Source organism: Bacillus cereus group sp. MYBK216-1 (assembly GCF_051916495.1).
In the GTDB taxonomy this organism is placed as follows: Bacteria; Bacillota; Bacilli; order Bacillales; family Bacillaceae_G; genus Bacillus_A; species Bacillus_A thuringiensis_K.
This window is the reverse complement of record NZ_JBQAGT010000001.1, coordinates 700,766-720,737: the sequence shown is the minus strand read 5'-3', so window position 1 is coordinate 720,737 and position 19,972 is coordinate 700,766. Positions and strand designations below refer to the sequence as shown.

The window sequence follows — 19,972 nt, the reverse complement described above, 5'->3', positions numbered from 1 at the left end:
AGCTTTTCACATACATATTATCAGGAGGGAAAAAAGATGGCAAAATATACAATCGTTGATAAAGATACTTGTATTGCATGTGGTGCTTGTGGCGCTGCTGCACCAGACATTTATGACTATGATGATGAAGGTATTGCATTTGTAACATTAGATGATAACCAAGGTATCGTTGAAATTCCAGATGTATTAATTGAAGATATGATGGATGCATTCGAAGGCTGTCCAACTGACTCAATTAAAGTTGCTGACGAATCATTCGACGGAGACGCTTTAAAATTCGAATAGTCTTTTATTAACTTCAAAAAATGCCCCTCATATTGATGAGGGGCATTTTTTGTATCTAAATTTTATTTTCCTTAATAAAAAACCATTAGTAGTTTCACACTACTAATGGTTTTAATATATATTATGCATTTTTCATTTTTGCAAACACCCATACTTTCAGGCGTGAGAATAATGCTACAAATACAATTGTTACAACAATCCCTTTAATTAAATTAAATGGTAAGATTGCCGTTACAACCGTTGTTCTTATGGTTTCGCTAGACATAGCCGGTGAATTTAAAAACCAAGTGTAAGCCGGGAATATGATGATGTAGTTTAATACACTCATAATAAGTGCCATTGTAATTGTCCCTAGCATTAATCCTGTAGTTAAACTCTTCACAGTACGATACTTTCTAAATAAGAAAGCTGCTGGTCCAATAAATAAACATCCTGCAATAAAGTTTGCAATTTCTCCAACTGGTACTCCCGTTAAACTCCCTTGAATCCCGTAATGTAAAATGTTCTTTATCGCCTCTACAATCACTCCTGCTACTGGTCCAAAGATAATTGCTGCAATTAAAGCTGGTACATCACTAAAATCAATTTTCAAAAATGGCGGAAGCCCTGGGAACGGGAAATCCAACATCATTAGTAAATATGCAATACTACTTAGCATCGCTACACTCACCATCTGCACTACACTGTTTTTTTGTTTCATCTTTCTCTCTCCTTTTCCATCGATCATCTCATGGAAAGTGGAAAGGTTCTGCTATGCCTGTTTTTCATAGAACGAAAAAACCCTTTGTGTTTTACACAAAGGGAGAATTTAAGGCACATCAAACAGACGTTCAAATCCATATCTTTTTTGAACGCTTGAACCTCCATCTTCTCCCATCCAGACTATACTGTCGGCTTTGGAATCACACCAAATCCTGCCTTAACGGCTCGCGGGCTTAGAACAAAATCATAAATAGTTCATCACCGCCGGTCGGGATTTTCACCCTGCCCCGAAGATAGACCGATATTCTATTTTCCCCTTCATTATACAACAACCTCATAACATTGTGAACTAAAAAATTGTAACTTATTTAAAATTAGTTATTTATTTTTCATAACAACAAATAAATTGCGAGATATTTTACAATACAATCCATATTTTTTTATTATTCGGCATTTCTCTTTTGGGTTACCTAGTCATATATAATTAAAAGTGATAAGATATTGAATTGTTAAGATAAGAACATTTTCTGAGTTATGGAGGAAATGTCATGAAAAAAGAAAAGAGACATTCTATTCGAGAAGCAATGAAAAAAAACTTAAGAAAAGAATACTTTTACTTAAAAAAAGAATTACTTTTCTACTGCCCAATTGATTTAGGCACATTCTCAAATGAGACATACTATGCTACTTTCGATGAAGATGGCATAAGTATTTATCAGTATGATAAAAAAACAGAAAGTAAATTAAAATTGTGTGAGCGTCATCCGTGGAAGAGTTGGAATAAAGTGAAGATTGATCACTATTTGACAACTTCTCAATTTATTTTTCAGGGTGAGCGAAATTGGATCTTATCTCTTTTTCAAAAAGGAAAAGAAGCCCAAAAAATTATTGAAGAGCATACATCTTTACAAACAGAAGTTGTTTCCCGCTCTTTCTTAAAAAAACTTCCTGGTTTTCGTTCTAATACACCACTGAATAAATACATCGGTAGTATTTGTTACACTGCACTTATTGCATTTTTATTAAAATGGATGATTCCATTTCAAGCACCACAAATCGCCCTGTATTCTATTTCGATTGGTTGTATGCTTCTTGGCCTACTTTGTTTGACAATCGGTTTAATTGAACCGACTATCGTACTGTTTCGAACAAAAGAGAAAACAAGAACAAAAGTTTTTTACTTGTATAGCTATTTAGCTATTTCTGGATTTATATGTGTCTTTATTTTTTGGTAAAAGAAGCCGTCCCAAAATAAACTTTGGGACGGTTTTCTTTTAGATATAGATGCTCTGATTCACTCAATAGTTCTAGCAAAAGCGCCCATATAATTTCATTTACATTGAACATTATTTAAGAAGAACATAAATTTGTTCAAAGTTTAATTTTTGAGACGTTTCCTTTACTTAACATATAATTGTTGATTAGGATAAATTAGCTCTTGCTGCAATCCATTTTTTTCTTTAATTTCCTTAAGTGTCATACTAAATTTCCGTGCAATACTAACTAAAGTATCCCCTTTTTGTACGACATATAATGACGAAGAAACAACTTCATTTCTTTGTTCACTTAAAACAAGCAATGGGTTCATCGCATTCTTTTTCGCCATCGTCCATCTTCCTTGATGAAGTTCTAAATGTAAGTGTGCACCTCGCGATTCTCCCGTGTTCCCTACTTCTCCAATTTTTTCTCCTTTTGAAATATAATCTCCTTGTCCCACATATCTCTTATTTAAATGTGCATATACAGCCTCATATTCTCCGTGTTTAATAAATACAACATTTCCATAACTACTCGAATAATAAGACCTCGTTACCTTACCATCTTGGATAGCTGCCACAGGCGTTCCAATTGGCGCAGCTACATCAATACCATAGTGTTTTCCATGCCTTGTCCCAAAATAATCACTTATCTGACCTTCAACAGGCCATGTCCATCGATTTTCTTCTGCATAAACATGTAATTGAGATACAAACAGTATACTCAATAGCATGACGCCGCATTTTAAAACTTTCATATACATCCTCCGTTTTCTAATTACCACTATACCTTCTCTATTTTGGTATATTACAGAAAAAAGTATACAAAAAAAAAGAAAGTGAATTACTCCACTTCCTTCTCTTTCTTATCACGAAAAACTAATGCACTACGGTTATACTCCACATCTTTCACTTGTAATCGAGCATTTATTACTCGAGCTATTGCAAACAAATAATCAGATAATCTATTTACATACTTTAAGACAACTTCATTTATTTTCACTTCTTTTTGCAATGATACTATAGAGCGTTCTGCTCTCCTTACAACAGTACGTGCAATATGAATAGTAGCCGCCGCCTCGCTACCTCCTGGCAAAATAAAGCGTTCTAATGGCGGGGCTTCTTCTATATACAAATCAATCTTTCTTTCTAAGCTTTCAACCATCTCAATTGTCACCTTATAAGGAATTTTTTGTTCCACTATTGCCAAGTCTCCTCCGCAATCAAATAGCTCATGTTGAATATTTTCGAGCTCATTGTAAATATCTCTATAAGTCCCGCCTTGAAGCTTAGTCATTGCATATCCGATATGAGAATTCGCCTCGTCTATTGTTCCATACGCTTCCACACGGATATCATCTTTATCAACCCTACCGCCTATTACACTTGTCGTTCCTTTATCTCCTGTTTTTGTATATAATTTCATTTCTTCACAGCACCTCTATTGTTATTCTTTATTCGAGCAACATAGAAAAAAGTTCTACCATTCTTTATTTAATTGAGTTTACAAAAAAATAAAAAACAGCAGAACTTTATTCATTATCAACTTTAAAAACACATATCTAAATTATACGATTCGGTAAATAGACAGAAAATGTAGTTCCTTCTCCAACAACACTTGATACAGAAATTTTACCATCATGGCCTTGCACAATATTTTTCGCAATCGCAAGCCCGAGTCCTGTTCCACCCTTTTTCCCACGTGTTCTTGCTTTATCAGCTTTATAGAAACGATCAAATAAAAATGGAATATCCTCTTCTGGAATGCCTGCACCCGAATCTTGTACTTCAAAAATGAGGCCATTATTTTTCGTATCAATTACAAGCGTTACATGTCCGCCTGCGTTTGTATGACGTATTGCGTTATCAATTAAATTCGTCAATACTTGTTCCATACGATCTGCATCAAACGGGTATTGTTCAATTGGATCTTTGAAATCAACCGTTAACGCGACCTCTTTATCCTTTGCAATCCCTTGGAATTTACGACCTATTTTTTCAACGAAAGGATGAATATCAACTTCACCTATATGTAACTCTACATTACCACTTTCCATGCGTGCTAAATCTAATAATTCATTTACAAGTTTACCTAAACGAACGGATTCATCATAAATGATTTGAACAAACTCATTAATTTCTTCTTTCGTTTGCACAATATCATCTAAAATCGCTTCACTATACCCTTGCAGCATTACCATTGGTGTACGAAGTTCATGCGATACATTCGCAATAAAGTCTTGACGCATCTTTTCAAGACGGCGTTCTTCCGTCATATCTCGCAGTACAGCTACAGCTCCACGAATTTTCGTTTGATTGTAAAGCGGCGTCATAAGAACTACATAGTTCCCTTTTTGTAAATTAATTTCAACAACTTGTTGTTGTTCACTTTCTACAACAAGATGGAATAGTTCCACAAGTTCAGAAGGTAGTTTTTTACTTAGCTCTATCTCTTTTTCTTCTTGCCAAACTTGTAAGAAATGTTCGGCCGGCGGATTGATTACTACAACTTCACCTTCTTGATTTAATGTAATAACCCCATCTGCCATACTACTTAAAATACTAGCTAACTGTTCTTTCTCTTGTTGCAAGGCGTTCATATTAAACTTCAACTGTTTTCCCATTTGATTTAAGGCCGTTGCAAGCTCACCAATCTCATCCTGAGATACCATAGGAGCTTTCGCATCAAACTTCCCACGCGACACTTCAAAAGCAACCTCACGCATTTTACGAAGTGGTGCTGTAATTCGAGTAGATAAGAAGAACGCAAAGAAAGTTGTTAATATAATCGCAATTCCAGCCGATAAGAAAATAAAATCAGTCGTTCTTTCCATACCTTGTATCGGTACTTGTAAAGATTCATATACGAACACTGCACTTTGATTTTTTGATTGCACTGGTTTTCCGACGATCATAATATCATTTTCGGTGTTTTTATTCTTCCTACTATTAGACGCTTTTCTAATGTTATTCTTAATTTCTTTTTTGTCTGTAAAAACAGCCGCTAATTCTTTATCTTCTTTTAAGTCATCCATTGTAAGAGTGACTAATCCTTCTTGTTTCGGTGAAGAAGAAATTTCTTTACCATCTTCTACAATAATAATCCTTGAAAGTGGATCAGAGAATTTGTAAGCGATATTCTCAATCGTTTTTACATCGGCACCTTCTTCAATTAACTCTGAAACACTTGTTGCGACTTTTTGAAGCCTAGCTTCACTCATATCAACATAGTATGTTCTAAAAAACTGTGAAAGTAAAATCGCAACAAATCCAAGCACGAACGAAACGAGAAGTAATATGGTCATCCATAACTTCCCTACTACACTTCTCCAAAGCATCAGTCGTTCACAACCTCAAATTTGTAACCTACACCCCAAACAGTAACAATCATTTTCGCTGCATCTGGTGATTTTTTGCTTAACTTCTCACGTAAACGTTTTACATGTGTATCAACTGTACGTAAATCTCCGAAGAATTCATATTGCCATACTTCTTTTAACAGTTGCTCACGATCGAATACTTTATCAGGAGCTTTCGCTAAAAATAATAGTAACTCATATTCTTTCGGCGTTAAGTTTACTTCATTACCATCTGCAGTAACACGGTGTGCATCGTTATCAATTGTTAAGTGCGGGAATACAGTAACATCTTTTGTCGTTGTATCTTGTGTAAAGAATGTTGTTGGTACAGCACGGCGTAATACCGCTTTCACACGTAGTACGACCTCACGTGGACTAAATGGCTTTACAATATAATCATCTGTTCCAACTTCAAATCCTTGTACTCTATTTACTTCTTCACCTTTTGCTGTCAGCATAATAATTGGTGTCGCTTTCTTCTCACGAACCCCTTTACATACTTCAATGCCATCTTTACCAGGCATCATAAGATCTAATAAGATTAAATCGTAATCATTTTGCAACGCCATTTCTAAAGCTGTATCACCATTATCTGCTTCTTCAATCGTATATTGTTCTCTTTCTAAGTACATTTTCAATAAACGACGAATGCGATCCTCATCATCTACAATTAAAATTCTTGATTCATTTTCCATCTCTACCCGCTGCGCACTCTCACCTCAGCGGTTCACACCTACCCTTCTTTAACTATTATGTTGCGCTATTCTCGTTTATTTAAGCAATCTTCTAAATGTTTCACTTCCCATATTATGCTTCACAAGAATAATAAATTTTGTTCAATTTTTTTCCAAAACTATGTATTTTTTTTGAACAGCATATAATGTCCTCGACATCATTTTACAAAATCAACCGCTACTTTGTCATGTTTTTCTCAAAAAAGAAGAAAAGTTGACAAAAATAAAATAGGAAAGTGACATGCACTCTCCTATTTTATTTCTCTATGCATATGAATGTAAACCGGCAATAATTAAGTTTACTACAATAAAGTTAAACATAATTATTGCAAAACCAATTACTGCAAGCCAAGCTGATTTCTCTCCATGCCATCCTTTTGATAGGCGTAAATGTAATACTGCTGCATAAAAGAGCCAAGTGATAAGTGCCCAAACCTCTTTTGGATCCCAGCCCCAAAAACGTGTCCACGCTATTTGTGCCCAAATCATCGCAAAAATTAATGCACCTAATGTGAAAACTGGGAATCCAATTGCAATAGATCGATATCCGATTTCATCTAGTAGATCACTATTCGTATTCTTTACTAACGGCTGAAGTGCCGCCGATACTCGCTTCCGTAAAACAAGTCTTAATACAATATACAGTAACGTTCCTACTAACACTGACCAAATAACAGTATTTAATTTTTTCGCATTTACAATCGCTGGAACTTCAACTGCCGGTTCTAATTTATTTTCTGTCAGTAACTTCCCTTCATGCGGTCCAACTAAGGCCGGAAGATTGTACTTCATTTCCAGTTGTTGTTCATTTTTATCAATCCATTGAAACTTCGCTTCATATTTCATACTAGAAAATACCGTTGTCACTCCAATAAACCCAACCGTACAAACAAGCGTGAATACGACCGTTTCTAACCAAAATGTACGTTTGCTTCTCGTTGATTGATCTACATTTTTCAATAAATACATAACGCCCGTAATAAAACTAATCGCTAAGATTGCTTGTCCTGCTGCTGCAGTCGTCACGTGAATATGTAACCAATTACTTTTTAAAGATGGAATGAGCGGAGATATTTCCCTCGGAAACATACTTGCATAGGCAATTAATAAAAGCGCAACTGGTAATGCAAATAGTCCGATTATACTTACACGGTACATAAAATACATGACAATAAATGCTCCTACAAGCATCATGCCGAAAAATGTACCGAATTCAAAAAAGTTACTAACTGGCGCATGCCCTGATGCAATCCACCTTGTAACAAAATATACTGTTTGTGCTATAAACCCTAAAATTGTAATCGTTATTCCTACATTTGCCCATTTATGACCCTTTTCTTTAATGGCTCCCCCAAAAAATAGAGTCGCAATTAAATATAAAATAAATGCGGTAAAGAGAAAGTTACTACTTATTTGCACCATATCGTTTCCCCACCTTAACTAATTTTTTTATCAATTACTTTATCATTTGGCTGTGGAATTGCTGTACCTTCTATTACTCTTTCAATATCTTTCTTTAAACCGAACCAATTTTTATTTGTATGCCCTGCAATCCACCATTCATCATTAACACGTTGTATCCAAATACGGCGATGATTCCAATACATACCTTGAATGACACCAACCATAAATATAAATCCTCCAATGCCGAGAATCCAAAGCGTTAAATCTTTTCTTACAGTAAGTGCTGTTGCATTTTGCATTTCCACACCTGCGAAGGACATTTTATATTTGTTATTCCCATCTGGTTCTATATTTTGCTGAATACCAACAAAACTCACTTCACCATCTGGCGTTTCAGGTGTAAACATTTTAAATACAAATGCAGGATTGTTTGGTAATTTCGTTTTTGTATTTGGTTTTCCATTCTCATCAAAATAAAAATCAGGAAAATAGCTTAATAGTTCTAAAGAATAACTATTTCCTAAATCATATTTTTCCTTAGGGTTCGTTAAATCTACTTTAATCGGTCCCCACTTTTGATTATTTTCTTTATTTTGCAAGTGAAAGGACATACTTTTAAATTCACTTTCTTTATAATCCACTTGATACACTGCAAATTGATCAAATTTCAGTGGTTCATTCACTCGAATTTCCGCTTCTTTTACTTTTTCTAACTTCGGTTTTTGTCCTGCTATATTTTCTCCTACTGCTTTATATAATACGGCATTCGTTTGGAAGTTTTTCGCAATCATTTTATCGCCTACACGATCAATCGCTTCCTCAAAAACTTCCTTGTCCTTACTTTTATCATAAACTTCTTTTATAAATTTTTCGTTTTTTAAGTAGTATTGTCCATCCGTCCCTGGTATTTCTTTCGTTTCACCGTCACGTAACCAAAGTGCTTCGTCTACGTACATACTCGGTAAAAAACGAAGCATCGCACCGAATAAAAAGATAATAAGACCGATATGATTCACATATGGACCCCAACGCGAGAAGCGTCCCTTTTCTGCTAAAACGTTTCCGTCTTCCACTTTCACGTTATAGTTTCTTTTCTTTAAATTCTTTTGCACTCTTTCCAGGTCACCATCTTGCGGTGTACCAGTCCCATATAATCTCTGTCTCTTTAAAAAGCTAGGATGTCTTTTTACGCCTTGCTTTTTTAAAGCTTTATAAAGTGGAATAACGCGGTCTAAACTACATATCACAAGAGAAATACCGATAGAAGCAATCAAAATCATATACCACCATGAACCGTATAAATTATTAAACCCTAATTGATAGTATAATTGTCCTAAAAATCCGTATTCTTGTTTATAATATTCAGCTGGTGCAATCCCTGGAGTTATGTACATTTCTTGCGGAAAAATAGTTCCTATCGCTGATGCAGCTAAAGTTATTACGATTAGCCATACACCCACTTTTACAGAAGAGAAAAAACTCCAAATTTTATCGACTATCGTTTTTGTCTGCGTGAGAGATCTCCGTGCACTCCCCTCATAGCGCATATCCAATAGTTTTGTATTTTCATTGCTTTCAAATGGTTTCCCGCAAGCTTCACAAAAAACGGTTCCTATCGGATTAACATGTCCACATTCACATTTAATTTCTTTCAACACTCTCACCGCCCCTGTATCTATATGTACTATTGTATATTCTAACCTCAAGTTACCGCAATACTCAGAATTTTTAAACCAGAGGCGCTACAGACACGCACCTCTTATGTAAAGGCTTTCTTTATTACGGAGTAATTTTCTTTAAATACCCTTCTAACTGTTCTTTCGTTTGTTCCCCTATAATTTGCTCCACTACTTTTCCATCTTTATCAATCAAAAAACTTGTCGGTAATGGACCTACGCCATATGTTCCTATAATCTTTTGTCCTTTATCAATGGCAACTGGGAATTTCAAACCATATTGGTTCACAAAGTTCTTTACTGCAATATCCGTTTCATCTGCATCTAACGCTATGATTTCAACGCCTTTTTCTTTATACTTTGGATATAATTCATTCATATAAGGCATTTCTTTTTCACAAGGTTTACACCACGTGCCCCAAAAGTTTAAAAATACACCTTTTCCCTTTAAATCTTTTAGTTCAATTTTCTTCCCTTCTAAATCCGTCACAACAAAGTTAGGTGCTTCTTTTCCGATTTGCATTTTCTCTTTATTAGCAAAGAATCCTTGATAAAGGGTAAATCCTACAGCACCACATAAAATGAGTAGAATAGTAACGCGAAATAATAAGCGATTTTTCTTCATATTACCTCTCCTCGGTACATGTTATGTATTATCTTCTGTAAATGTTGTATGAATAAATCACCAGCAGAGCACTCCACTGGTGAATTTTTAACTCTATAGCTTATCTTGGCTTTGTAGAAGCAAGTGCGCGTAATTGTTTCACCTCATGTGGTGTCAATTCTCTCGCATCACCAGGTCGCAGGCTTCCTACTTCTAAGAAAGCATAACGTTCACGTTTTAATTTCACTACTTTACAGTCTAACGCTTCAAACATACGACGTACTTGACGATTACGTCCTTCATGAATTGTTAATTGTACAATAGCCATCTCTTTACGCTTGTCCCAAGAAATAATTTTCACACGTGCTGGTGCTGTTTTACCGTCTTCTAACGTAACACCGCGTTCTAACATGCGAATTTTCTCACCTGTTAATGGACCTTTTATTTTTGCAACATACGTTTTTTCAACTTTATATCTAGGATGCATTAATACGTTTGCGAAGTCCCCATCGTTTGTCATTAATAATACGCCAGACGTATCATAATCTAAGCGTCCGATTGGGAATAAACGTTGTGTAATTTCCGGGAAAAAGTCCGTTACAACACTTCTTCCTTTATCATCTGATACACTTGAAATTACGCCAGTTGGTTTATATAGTAAAAAATAAACAGGTTCTTCTTTTTCAAGAGGGATGTTATTTACTTCTACTTTATCTTGAGGAGTTACTTTTGTCCCTAACTCCTTCACTATTTTCCCATTAACTTTCACTTTTCCTTGCTGAATTAATTCCTCAGCCTTTCTTCTCGATGCAATACCTGCTTGCGCAATCACTTTTTGTAATCGTTCCATTTCTTTTTTTCACCTCGAATTTATCTTACCTTACATTAGAAAGACTTGGCAACCGCATACGCTTTACGGCTATTCGCTTCATCTTACTTAAACAACATAGCGATGATAATAAACATATAAAGGTCAAATCATGTTTTTACCCTTTATTATTGTCCATATTTTTCATATTTCTCACAATAAAAGTTCATCATTTTGTCAAAAACACCACATAAAAAAACCACTATTAAGCTCTACACCTTAATAGTGGTCGTATACGTATTATAAGCGAAATAGTGTAAAAAATGAATAGTATTACTGAAACAATAAAGAAACGAATACAATTGAGCATATAATCCCGATTAAATCTGCAAAAAGTCCTACTTTTAGTGCATCCCCCATTTTTCTAATCCCAACCGCTCCAAAATATACAGTTAAAATATAGAAAGTCGTATCTGTGCTCCCTTGCATCGTAGAAGCCAATCTCCCAATAAAAGAATCTGGCCCATATGTAGCAATTAAATCGGTCGTAATACTTAAACCAGCAGAGCCTGAAATAGGGCGTATAAGTGCTAATGGTACAATTTCTGCTGGAACATGGATTAAATCTAACATTGGCTTCATTACCGATATCATTGCGTCTAACGCACCTGAAGACCGGAATATAGAAATAGACACAAGCATTCCAACCATAAATGGTAAGATAGAAATTGCAATTTGAATCCCTTCTTTTCCTCCCTCAACGAACGATTCATACGTCGGCACTTTCTTTATCGTGCCATATAAAAGGATAAAACCAATTACACAAGGGATTACCCATAAGGAAATTGTATTTACAATACTCATTTTTTCCGCCCCTTTCTACTCCTTCTTCGGTAAAAATAGCGGTCAATCCAAATTGCTCCAATCATAGAAAGTACTTGTGCAATAAATGTTACCCCAACAATTTCAGTAGGATTCGCTGATTCATACGTCATTCGAATCGAAATGACTGTCGTAGGAATTAATGTAATAGCTGATGTATTTAATGCTAGAAACGTCACCATAGAACGGCTCGCCGAATCCTTTCCTCCATTTAACTCTTTCAGTTGTTCCATCGCTTTAATGCCAAGAGGGGTTGCTGCATTACCTAGACCAAAAAAGTTTGCCATCATATTTGATAGAATAAATCCCATGGACGGATGATCCTTTGGTATTTCTGGAAACAACCTTTTTACTATCGGCATAAAAAGTGTAACTAATTTTTTTAACAATCCGGCTTCCTCTGCAATTTTCATTAAACCGAGCCAAAATACTAAAACACTAATAAGTCCTATACAAATCGTTACCGCATCTTTTGCTCCGTCAAATACAGCTTTATTCACTTCTTCCATCGTTCCATTTATCATGGCGTATACAATCCCAATGACAGCCATCGCTACCCATACGAGATTAACCATCGTTCCCAACACCTATCATGTAAGAAAAAATTTCTTTCACATTATTCCAGTAAAGTCCTGTTGTAGCTACTAACTTCCGTTTACTATAAAATAAATTCCGTTCCCCAACTTTCTCATTGCCAACATAAACATCTGTCTTTCCAACCTTTACTCCATCCTCAAGCTTTATACTTTTATCGAGTTCAACTTTTAATAATACGTTCTTTCTTTCCTCTTCAGTTAACGGCACGGAAAAACTATTTTTCGTATAAACATGGTTGGCATACTTCTTTTCATTTATTTCAGCAATTGCTCCTTGTCCTAAAACTTTCGTTTGTTTAAAACGTTCAAAACCTTTATCAAACAAATTCATATGATCATCCCAATCACTAGAAGCACTCAAAGTTACGACAATTAAATCTAGTCCACCTTTTGATGCCGTTGTCACAAGCGTTCGCCCAGCTTTCTTCGTAAAGCCTGTTTTTCCTCCTGTTGCAAATTCATAATAAGACGTTACCAGCTTATGTTTATTTTTCCACGGGTAATCCCAAGAATCTGATTTATACGTTTTAGTTCCGAAAATTTTCTTAAATGTCTCGTTTCCCATTGCATATTTCGTTAATAATGCCATATCGTAAGCCGATGAATAATGTGATCCATCTCCATCTAAGCCATGGGGGTTTGAGAAGTGCGTATCTTTCATTCCAATTTCTTTCGCTTTTTGATTCATTAAATATACGAATCCATCTATACTCCCACCCACACTTTCAGCAATTACTTGCGCTGCGTCATTACCAGATCTAAGCATGAGTCCGTATACTAAATCTTCTAACTTCACTTTTTGTCCAGGCTTTAAATAGATTGCCGATCCTTCCACCCTCACCGCTTCATTACTAACTGATACCATTTCTTTCATCTTCCCTGATTGAGCAGCTAACAAAGCGGTCATAATTTTTGTTATACTAGCAATTTTTTGAGGCTCATGTTCTGCTTTTCCGTATAATACTCGACCAGACTGTTGCTCCATTAATACAGCATTTCGAGCACTGACATTGCTGTTCATCTTTGCATATGTAGGAATCGGCATAACGCTTGCATACATCATAAGAAGCGTAATGATTATACAAATTCGTCTCATATTTCCCCCCACGTCCTTTTGGCACTTTTTGTACAAGTGTATGCTTGGCCTTTTAAAATATGAACGAAATCTTCCTTCTACTTCCATTAAAAAAGACGCAGAGAATTTGCGTCTAATATGGTGTCCATTCAATTTGTTTCGCAGTTTCAAACCTTTTTTCTACATCAGGCCAATTTACAACATTCCACCAGTTTTTAATATATTCATCTTTTCGATTTTGGTATTGTAAATAATACGCATGTTCCCAGACATCTAGTACAAGGAGCGGTATCGTATCCCATTGTGTAAATAATTGATGAAGTGTACTTTGCAAAATTTCTAACCTTCCAGACCGGGGCACCCAAACGAGAATTGCCCAGCCTGAACCTTCTACTTTAGAGGCCGCTTCTGTAAAATGTTTTTGAAAACGTAAAAAGCTCCCAAAATCTTTTTCAATTTGTTGTGAAAAAGCTCCTCTTGGACTTCCACCACCGTCTTTTTTCATGTTATTCCAAAATATCGTGTGTAAGTAATGACCTGACCCATGAAAAGCCGCTTCCCTTTCCCAATGCTTAATTAAATCAAATTTATTTGTTTTTCTCGCTTCTTCCATCATCTTCTCTGCTTTATTTAACCCTTCCACGTAACTCCGATGATGTTTATCATGATGTAATATCATAATTTCTTTAGAAATATACGGTTCTAATGCATTATACGGATAAGGTAATGGCGGGAGTGTATGTCCTCCAATTGGGACAGCTCGTTCACTATCCCCTCTTTCGTATAATTCATATTCTTCTTCTTGCATAAATACTTCCTGCAAGTGATGCTGAATATGTTCTACATCATCGCTTATTTCATACATAAACTCTGCATCTGTTTCATACTCATGCTCTTTCATACGCTCTAATAACGTCTGAATTTTATAAGCAAGCATATGGACATCATACACTTCCATTGCACGGCTATCTAATACGTGAAGAACACTTTCACACCAATTTTCTACTTCATGAAAGTAATCTGTAAATACACCTGGTTGATTCATGTTGCACCTCCCTAATGCTATCCACTTAACTATATTCAATGAAAATCCCTTATATAACTGTACAAAAGGAAAAGAAGCTAAGTCACCTTAGCTTCTTTTCCTCAATCAATATTTGTGTAACATCTTTGTCTGATAATCGGTCTCATAATATTCTAGTTCTTCACGCATCAATTGAAATTTACCTTCTAAACTCTTCATCACTTGCTCTAAAGATACAGGTGGTGTTTGTTGAAAAACGATAGAATTTTTCCCTGTATATGCAGACCGACTATTTTCATACCAATGATCACTCTTCGGTGAAAAAAACTCTGCAATTACTTGATGGTAAATCTTATATAAAATTTTTTCAGCTGCTGTTTTTCGAAATGGCTGACTATTCAACAAAACAAGACATGCATCCTGTCCTTCTTCGCAAAAAACGAGAAGTCGTCTCATTGATGCTAATAACCCTTTATAATATCGCTCATTCCCTGCTGGTGTTTCCTCTAATAAAGAAGGTAACGTATGATAATTCACATAATTGGTTATCAAATTAATAGCATCTTCTAAAAATATAGAAACTTGTTCTGTTTGATTTTCAACCATCAAATTAGACATTTTTTCTCTCTCCTTTGCCATTTCACGCTATTTCTACTCTTTTATTTTTATGTAATTCAGTTAATATTTCTTGTACTTTCGACACCGTTCCCTCATCAAAATATTGTTGAAATTCTTCCATATTATTTAAATACAAACGTTTTTGCGCACGAAGCTCCCTGTCTTTCACTAAACAACATATCGCTACAATATCGCGCAAATATATGTTTTGTTCTTCTACTTTATACACTGGATTTCCTTCAAAAGGATTAATTTCTTGTAAAACTTCTTCAAAATATCGAACGTATAAAACCGAAAAAGTTTTCTCTTTATCATTTAATATATATGTCACTTCAGATCTGTTAAAAAAATCTTCTGATGTATTAGGTTTCGCTTTTTCTAACTCATACCCTACGTAACTTTTTATAATCATATACTCCCCTCCCCTTTCTTTCATTTTATTCTAACTTAATTTTCTGACAAACAAAATATTCCTTTAAATATACCTATATAAAAAATAGCTCGCCTATACAGGATTTTACCTTTTTATTTTTCTTGAAGTTTGTCATAATAATATTATTGTCTCAGTTTTCTTATACAAGGAGAGTTGTATTTATGTCGTTTTCATGGAAACGTTTCTTACAAATCGGGAAAATTATCTTCCCATTTGTTGTATTAACAATTGTATTCTTTCAAGCAAAAAAAGAACTAGCGGGCATTTCTTTTTTAGAAGCGATTGATACAATTAAAAACATTCCAACCGGAGGAGTCTTTTTAGCAATTACACTTGGTGCATTCGCTGTATCAACAATGTTCTTTTATGACTATGTTATGCTTCGTTACTTAAAAGCTGATATCCCTGTCCAAAAGATTTTCCGTATCTCGTGGATTGCTAATACTTTAAATGGATTTATCGGGTTTGGTGGTCTTGTTGGGGCCGGCGTACGCACAATGCTTTATCGTCCATATATAAAAGAAAATGGAAAACTTATTAAAAGTATCGCTTGGATGACAACTGCCTTTATTAATGGATTAGCCATTCTTTCATTTCTTGGTCTTATCGGAATATTAGACACGAGATTTATTCTGCATGAAAAACCATGGCTATGGCCTGTTCTTATCTTCTTCGCTCTTTTCGTCCCTATATATATCGGATTTTCTAAATTAAAAAATAGAAAAGCGACGCAAACAGAGGAACAAGAAGAAGAGGAGAAAAACCCAACTGTTTTATACTCATTAGTTTCATTAGTCGAATGGGTATCTGCTGGTATTGTTATGTACGTCATATTACTATTATTTGGCATTGAAATCGAATTCCAAAAGTTTTTAGGCGTATATGTTATTGCTGCTTTAGCTGGTGTCGTTAGTCTTGTTCCTGGTGGCCTTGGATCATTTGATCTTGTCTTCTTAACTGGGCTTGGGCAATACGGCATCGATACAGGTGTTTTACTCCCTGCTATGTTATTATATCGTCTCGTCTATTACATCTTGCCCTTCTGCCTTGGTCTCATTTTTGCAGCTTTTGAAATGACAGGAGTAGCCATTAAAAAGTTTGAAGATAAACCTTTTATTGCGCCTGCATTAGAGACAACTGGTGTTATATGGACTTTGCAGCGTGACTTTCTAGGAAAGTTAGGTTCTTGGGCATCTGCTGCTTTAACAGTATTTGCTGGCTTAATGGTTATTTTATCAACCATTCTACCAACAAGTATAAATCGGGCACACGCCTTACATATTCTAGCTCCAAAACATCTTATTCAATTTTCTTTTAGCTTATCGCTAACATTCGGTATTCTCCTCCTCATTCTTTCGCGGGGGATATATTACGGAACAAAACGTTCTTATTATATGACGATTGTTTCTTTAATTGGAGCGGCTATTTTTAACACACTAAAAGGAATTGATGTTGAAGAAACTTTTATTTTATTAATCGTACTCGCCGTATTGTATATGCTTCGTAAAAGGTTTGTACGTGAGAAAATGGAAGTCTCACTTTCCGATATCGTAAAAGTTTTTATATTCCTACTTGTAACGTTATATTTATATAAAAACTTAGGTATTTTATTTGCAGGTGCAAAAGAAGCTTTCAAACCTGATTTTGTCGTTCGTAATATTACACAAGTGAAACGAAGTGCATTAGCAGCTGCCTTTTTTGTTCCTACTTTTTTACTAATTGGTTCACTCATTGCAAATCGTTATCGAAATGAATTTCCCGGGCAACCAGCTAATGATAAACGATTACAAAACTTCTTAGATGAACATGGTGGAAATGTACTTAGTCATTTAGGTTTTTTAGGAGATAAACAGTTCTTTTTCAGTAGTGATGGAAAAGCACTCATTCTCTTCTCAATAACTGGAAAACGACTTATTGTACTAGGTGATCCAATTGGAGACCCTTCCTCCTATCGTACTGTATTGCAAGAGTTTTTAGCTGAGGCTGATCGATTTGGATACATTTGTGTATTCTATCAAATTGAAAGTAAATGGATGAGTTTATACCACGATTTTGGTTATAACTTCTTTAAGCTTGGTGAAGAAGCTGTTGTTGATTTAAATACCTTTACAATAACAGGAAAGAAACGCGCTGGCATGCGAGCTACTTTCAACCGTTTTGAAAGAGAAGGCTATACATTCTCTATTCATGAGCCACCTTTCTCCGCCGAATTATATGAAGAGTTAAGAAAAGTTTCAGATGCATGGCTTGGTGGAAAAAAAGAGAAAGGTTTTTCACTCGGATACTTCGATCGTGAATATATTAGTCGCGCTCCTATCGCAACATTATCTGATGCGGATGGAAAAATCATTGCATTCACAACATTCATGCCCGTATATCAAAACGGATCATTATCTGTCGATTTAATGCGATATTACCCAGATGCGCCTAGCGGCATTATGGACGCAATTTTCATCCACTTATTCCAGTGGGCAAAAGAAAATGAATACCACTCCTTTAATATTGGTATGGCACCACTTTCAAATGTTGGTTTATCCACACAGTCTTTCTGGTCTGAACGAGTGGCTGCTGCGATCTTTAATAATGTTCGCTATACGTATAGTTTCAGCGGATTACGACATTTTAAAGAAAAATATAAACCAGCATGGAGCGGTAAATATTTAGCATTTAGGAAGAATCATTCTTTACCAATTACAATGCTCTCTGTAACAAAATTAATAGGAAAAAGAAAAAACAGCTAAATTCTTAGCTGTTTTTTCTTTTTTGAACTTGTACAATAAATTCTTTTTCATACTTCTTACCATTTATATAGAAATTCCCCCACATTTTATACGTGCCCTCGGCAGGAAATGTAATCCGGTATTGTAATTGCTCATCCGTATCTACAGGCATAGCGTATAAAAAGTTCTCCTTCGTTTCATCCACTATATAGAGTGACTCTACTTCCCCTCTCTCTGAATGTAATTTCAATTTTCCACCCTTTTTCGCTTGAAACTGAAATGTTAACGTAACTGGTTCATTCGGATGTAATGCGCCAAATAAAAGAGAAACTTCATACTCTCCTATTTTTTTTGTAAGTACACTGTCGATTGGAAATTTCACTTTTTTCTTATTGTTCTCCTCTTTCGTTCTACCAAAATCTTTCCTAGCGAATGACTCTACGGACTTATTTTTGTCTTCGTATAAAAATATTGTATATTCTTCGTCTTTCGCTATTTTGGAAGATAACTTATATGACCCGTTCCCTGCAAATGTGGGTTTAATTTGTTGTATGTTTTTTAACTGTCCATCTACAATCACTGCCCTCATTTGATCATTTACACCAAGAATTTCATTATTCTTGTTGTTTAACAACTGAAATACAATATCTACTTTCTCATTTCCCTTTCCATTTGAAACATCCCACTTTACTTCCTGAACATCTCCTACAGTCTCTTCGTTTTCTTGATATTTTTTTATGTAAAATCCTCCTGCCACAATAAGTACTAACGCAATAAGCCCAATGACAAGATTTTTCAAAACATCACCTACCATTTTTATTGTCTCTATTCATACAAAACTTCTTAAGATATATATTCTAGATTATGATTTATGAAATCCTCCTATTTTGTACATATTACAAATAATAAAAAGATTTTAATTGAAAGGATTCGTAGTGTATAATGCAAATGATATTGATTTCTATCAATACATTATAAGGAGGACTTTTTTATGAGTGTACATATCGAAGCAAAACAAGGCGAAATCGCTGAATCTATTCTATTACCTGGTGATCCATTACGTGCAAAATATATCGCTGAAACATTTCTAGAGGACGTTACTTGCTATAATAATGTGCGTGGTATGTTAGGTTTCACTGGAACTTATAAAGGAAAACGTGTATCTGTTCAAGGTACAGGTATGGGTGTTCCTTCTATTTCTATTTATGTAAACGAATTAATCCAAAGCTACGGCGTTAAAAATTTAATTCGCGTTGGAACTTGCGGTGCAATTCAAAAAGATGTAAAAGTTCGTGATGTTATTATCGCAATGACGGCTTGTACTGATTCTAATATGAACCGTTTAACATTCCCAGGATTTGATTTTGCACCAGCTGCAAACTTTGACCTTTTAAAGAAAGCTTATGATGCTGGAACTGAAAAAGGATTACACGTTCGTGTCGGTAACGTTTTAACAGCAGATGTGTTTTATCGTGAAAGCATGGACATGGTTAAAAAACTTGGAGATTACGGTGTATTAGCAGTAGAAATGGAAACAACTGCTCTTTACACATTAGCAGCAAAATACGGTGTAAATGCATTATCTGTATTAACAGTTAGCGATCACATCTTCACCGGCGAAGAAACTACATCTGAAGAGCGTCAAACTACATTTAACGAAATGATTGAAATCGCTTTAGATGCAGCAATTCAACAATAATACACTAAAGAACTTGTCATACGTCTGGCGAGTTCTTTTTATGTGACTTTTTATAAATAACTACTTTATAAAGAGACAGATTTCTCCCCTCTACTTT

The 19,972-nt window shown here is 35.2% G+C and carries 20 protein-coding genes and 1 riboswitch; of the genes, 4 read left to right on the top strand and 16 right to left on the bottom strand.

All coding sequences use genetic code 11. The features are described 5' to 3' along the window. The first annotated feature begins 36 nt into the window (after positions 1 to 36). On the top strand, positions 37 to 285 hold the full coding sequence (locus tag ACTFRH_RS03850) for a ferredoxin (protein WP_001151993.1): 249 nt from the start codon (positions 37 to 39) through the stop codon (positions 283 to 285). A 121-nt stretch (positions 286 to 406) separates the two neighbouring features. Here the strand turns inward: ACTFRH_RS03850 and ACTFRH_RS03845 are convergent, their stop codons facing one another. Next, positions 407 to 985, bottom strand: a complete 579-nt coding sequence (locus ACTFRH_RS03845) for an ECF transporter S component (RefSeq protein WP_000810857.1) — start codon at positions 983 to 985, stop codon at positions 407 to 409. 161 nt (positions 986 to 1,146) lie between these two features. Beyond that, a riboswitch (FMN riboswitch) is annotated at positions 1,147 to 1,286 on the bottom strand. 249 nt (positions 1,287 to 1,535) lie between these two features. Between ACTFRH_RS03845 and ACTFRH_RS03840 the strand changes: the two genes are divergently transcribed. Further along, a complete protein-coding gene (locus ACTFRH_RS03840; RefSeq protein WP_000711797.1) occupies positions 1,536 to 2,222 on the top strand; it encodes a hypothetical protein in 687 nt (228 codons plus the stop codon). A 164-nt stretch (positions 2,223 to 2,386) separates the two neighbouring features. On the opposite strand, the gene ACTFRH_RS03835 is transcribed toward ACTFRH_RS03840, so the two are convergent. The 14 genes from ACTFRH_RS03835 to ACTFRH_RS03770 form a co-directional block, all read right to left on the bottom strand. Next, positions 2,387 to 3,001 (bottom strand): peptidoglycan DD-metalloendopeptidase family protein, encoded by a 615-nt coding sequence (locus tag ACTFRH_RS03835; RefSeq protein ID WP_000866118.1) that lies wholly within the window; start codon positions 2,999 to 3,001, stop codon positions 2,387 to 2,389. A gap of 86 nt (positions 3,002 to 3,087) precedes the next feature. Further along, entirely contained in the window at positions 3,088 to 3,669 is a 582-nt protein-coding gene (locus ACTFRH_RS03830) for a cob(I)yrinic acid a,c-diamide adenosyltransferase (protein ID WP_000781272.1), read from the bottom strand. A 136-nt stretch (positions 3,670 to 3,805) separates the two neighbouring features. Next, the gene (gene resE, locus ACTFRH_RS03825; protein ID WP_000964680.1) at positions 3,806 to 5,581 is read right to left on the bottom strand and encodes a sensor histidine kinase ResE; all 1,776 of its coding nucleotides are present in this window, start codon (positions 5,579 to 5,581) and stop codon (positions 3,806 to 3,808) included. After that, positions 5,581 to 6,297: a DNA-binding response regulator ResD gene (gene resD, locus ACTFRH_RS03820; RefSeq protein WP_000426861.1), complete on the bottom strand. Its 717-nt coding sequence runs from the start codon at positions 6,295 to 6,297 to the stop codon at positions 5,581 to 5,583. The genes resE and resD overlap by 1 nt, the downstream gene beginning before the upstream one ends. 303 nt (positions 6,298 to 6,600) lie before the next feature. After that, entirely contained in the window at positions 6,601 to 7,758 is a 1,158-nt protein-coding gene (gene resC, locus ACTFRH_RS03815) for a cytochrome c biogenesis protein ResC (RefSeq protein ID WP_000250081.1), read from the bottom strand. A 14-nt stretch (positions 7,759 to 7,772) separates the two neighbouring features. After that, the gene (gene resB / locus ACTFRH_RS03810) at positions 7,773 to 9,398 is read right to left on the bottom strand and encodes a cytochrome c biogenesis protein ResB (RefSeq protein ID WP_000910550.1); all 1,626 of its coding nucleotides are present in this window, start codon (positions 9,396 to 9,398) and stop codon (positions 7,773 to 7,775) included. 121 nt (positions 9,399 to 9,519) lie between these two features. Further along, the gene (gene resA, locus ACTFRH_RS03805; protein ID WP_000742212.1) at positions 9,520 to 10,041 is read right to left on the bottom strand and encodes a thiol-disulfide oxidoreductase ResA; all 522 of its coding nucleotides are present in this window, start codon (positions 10,039 to 10,041) and stop codon (positions 9,520 to 9,522) included. 100 nt (positions 10,042 to 10,141) lie between these two features. Next, entirely contained in the window at positions 10,142 to 10,870 is a 729-nt protein-coding gene (rluB, locus tag ACTFRH_RS03800) for a 23S rRNA pseudouridine(2605) synthase RluB (RefSeq protein ID WP_000440556.1), read from the bottom strand. Between the two features lie 291 nt (positions 10,871 to 11,161). Next, positions 11,162 to 11,692 (bottom strand): spore maturation protein SpmB, encoded by a 531-nt coding sequence (gene spmB / locus ACTFRH_RS03795; protein WP_000029514.1) that lies wholly within the window; start codon positions 11,690 to 11,692, stop codon positions 11,162 to 11,164. Next, positions 11,689 to 12,285 (bottom strand): spore maturation protein SpmA, encoded by a 597-nt coding sequence (spmA, locus tag ACTFRH_RS03790; protein WP_000247811.1) that lies wholly within the window; start codon positions 12,283 to 12,285, stop codon positions 11,689 to 11,691. The genes spmB and spmA overlap by 4 nt, the downstream gene beginning before the upstream one ends. Continuing rightward, positions 12,278 to 13,402, bottom strand: a complete 1,125-nt coding sequence (locus tag ACTFRH_RS03785; protein ID WP_001252607.1) for a D-alanyl-D-alanine carboxypeptidase family protein — start codon at positions 13,400 to 13,402, stop codon at positions 12,278 to 12,280. Before ACTFRH_RS03785 ends, spmA begins: the two co-directional genes overlap by 8 nt. Positions 13,403 to 13,514: 112 nt before the next feature. After that, the gene (locus ACTFRH_RS03780) at positions 13,515 to 14,426 is read right to left on the bottom strand and encodes a superoxide dismutase (protein WP_001075447.1); all 912 of its coding nucleotides are present in this window, start codon (positions 14,424 to 14,426) and stop codon (positions 13,515 to 13,517) included. Between the two features lie 105 nt (positions 14,427 to 14,531). Continuing rightward, complete coding sequence (locus ACTFRH_RS03775; RefSeq protein WP_000067558.1) at positions 14,532 to 15,023, bottom strand: YpuI family protein; 492 nt, start codon at positions 15,021 to 15,023, stop codon at positions 14,532 to 14,534. A gap of 22 nt (positions 15,024 to 15,045) precedes the next feature. Beyond that, entirely contained in the window at positions 15,046 to 15,435 is a 390-nt protein-coding gene (locus tag ACTFRH_RS03770) for a hypothetical protein (protein WP_000584658.1), read from the bottom strand. A 182-nt stretch (positions 15,436 to 15,617) separates the two neighbouring features. On the opposite strand from ACTFRH_RS03770, the gene mprF reads away from it, so the two are divergent. Beyond that, the gene (gene mprF, locus ACTFRH_RS03765; RefSeq protein WP_000010846.1) at positions 15,618 to 18,197 is read left to right on the top strand and encodes a bifunctional lysylphosphatidylglycerol flippase/synthetase MprF; all 2,580 of its coding nucleotides are present in this window, start codon (positions 15,618 to 15,620) and stop codon (positions 18,195 to 18,197) included. 4 nt (positions 18,198 to 18,201) lie between these two features. Here the strand turns inward: mprF and ACTFRH_RS03760 are convergent, their stop codons facing one another. Then, a complete protein-coding gene (locus ACTFRH_RS03760) occupies positions 18,202 to 18,990 on the bottom strand; it encodes a hypothetical protein (protein WP_000232605.1) in 789 nt (262 codons plus the stop codon). Positions 18,991 to 19,167: 177 nt separating this feature from the next. Between ACTFRH_RS03760 and deoD the strand changes: the two genes are divergently transcribed. Further along, the gene (gene deoD, locus ACTFRH_RS03755) at positions 19,168 to 19,875 is read left to right on the top strand and encodes a purine-nucleoside phosphorylase (RefSeq protein ID WP_000110707.1); all 708 of its coding nucleotides are present in this window, start codon (positions 19,168 to 19,170) and stop codon (positions 19,873 to 19,875) included. Positions 19,876 to 19,972 lie beyond the last annotated feature (97 nt).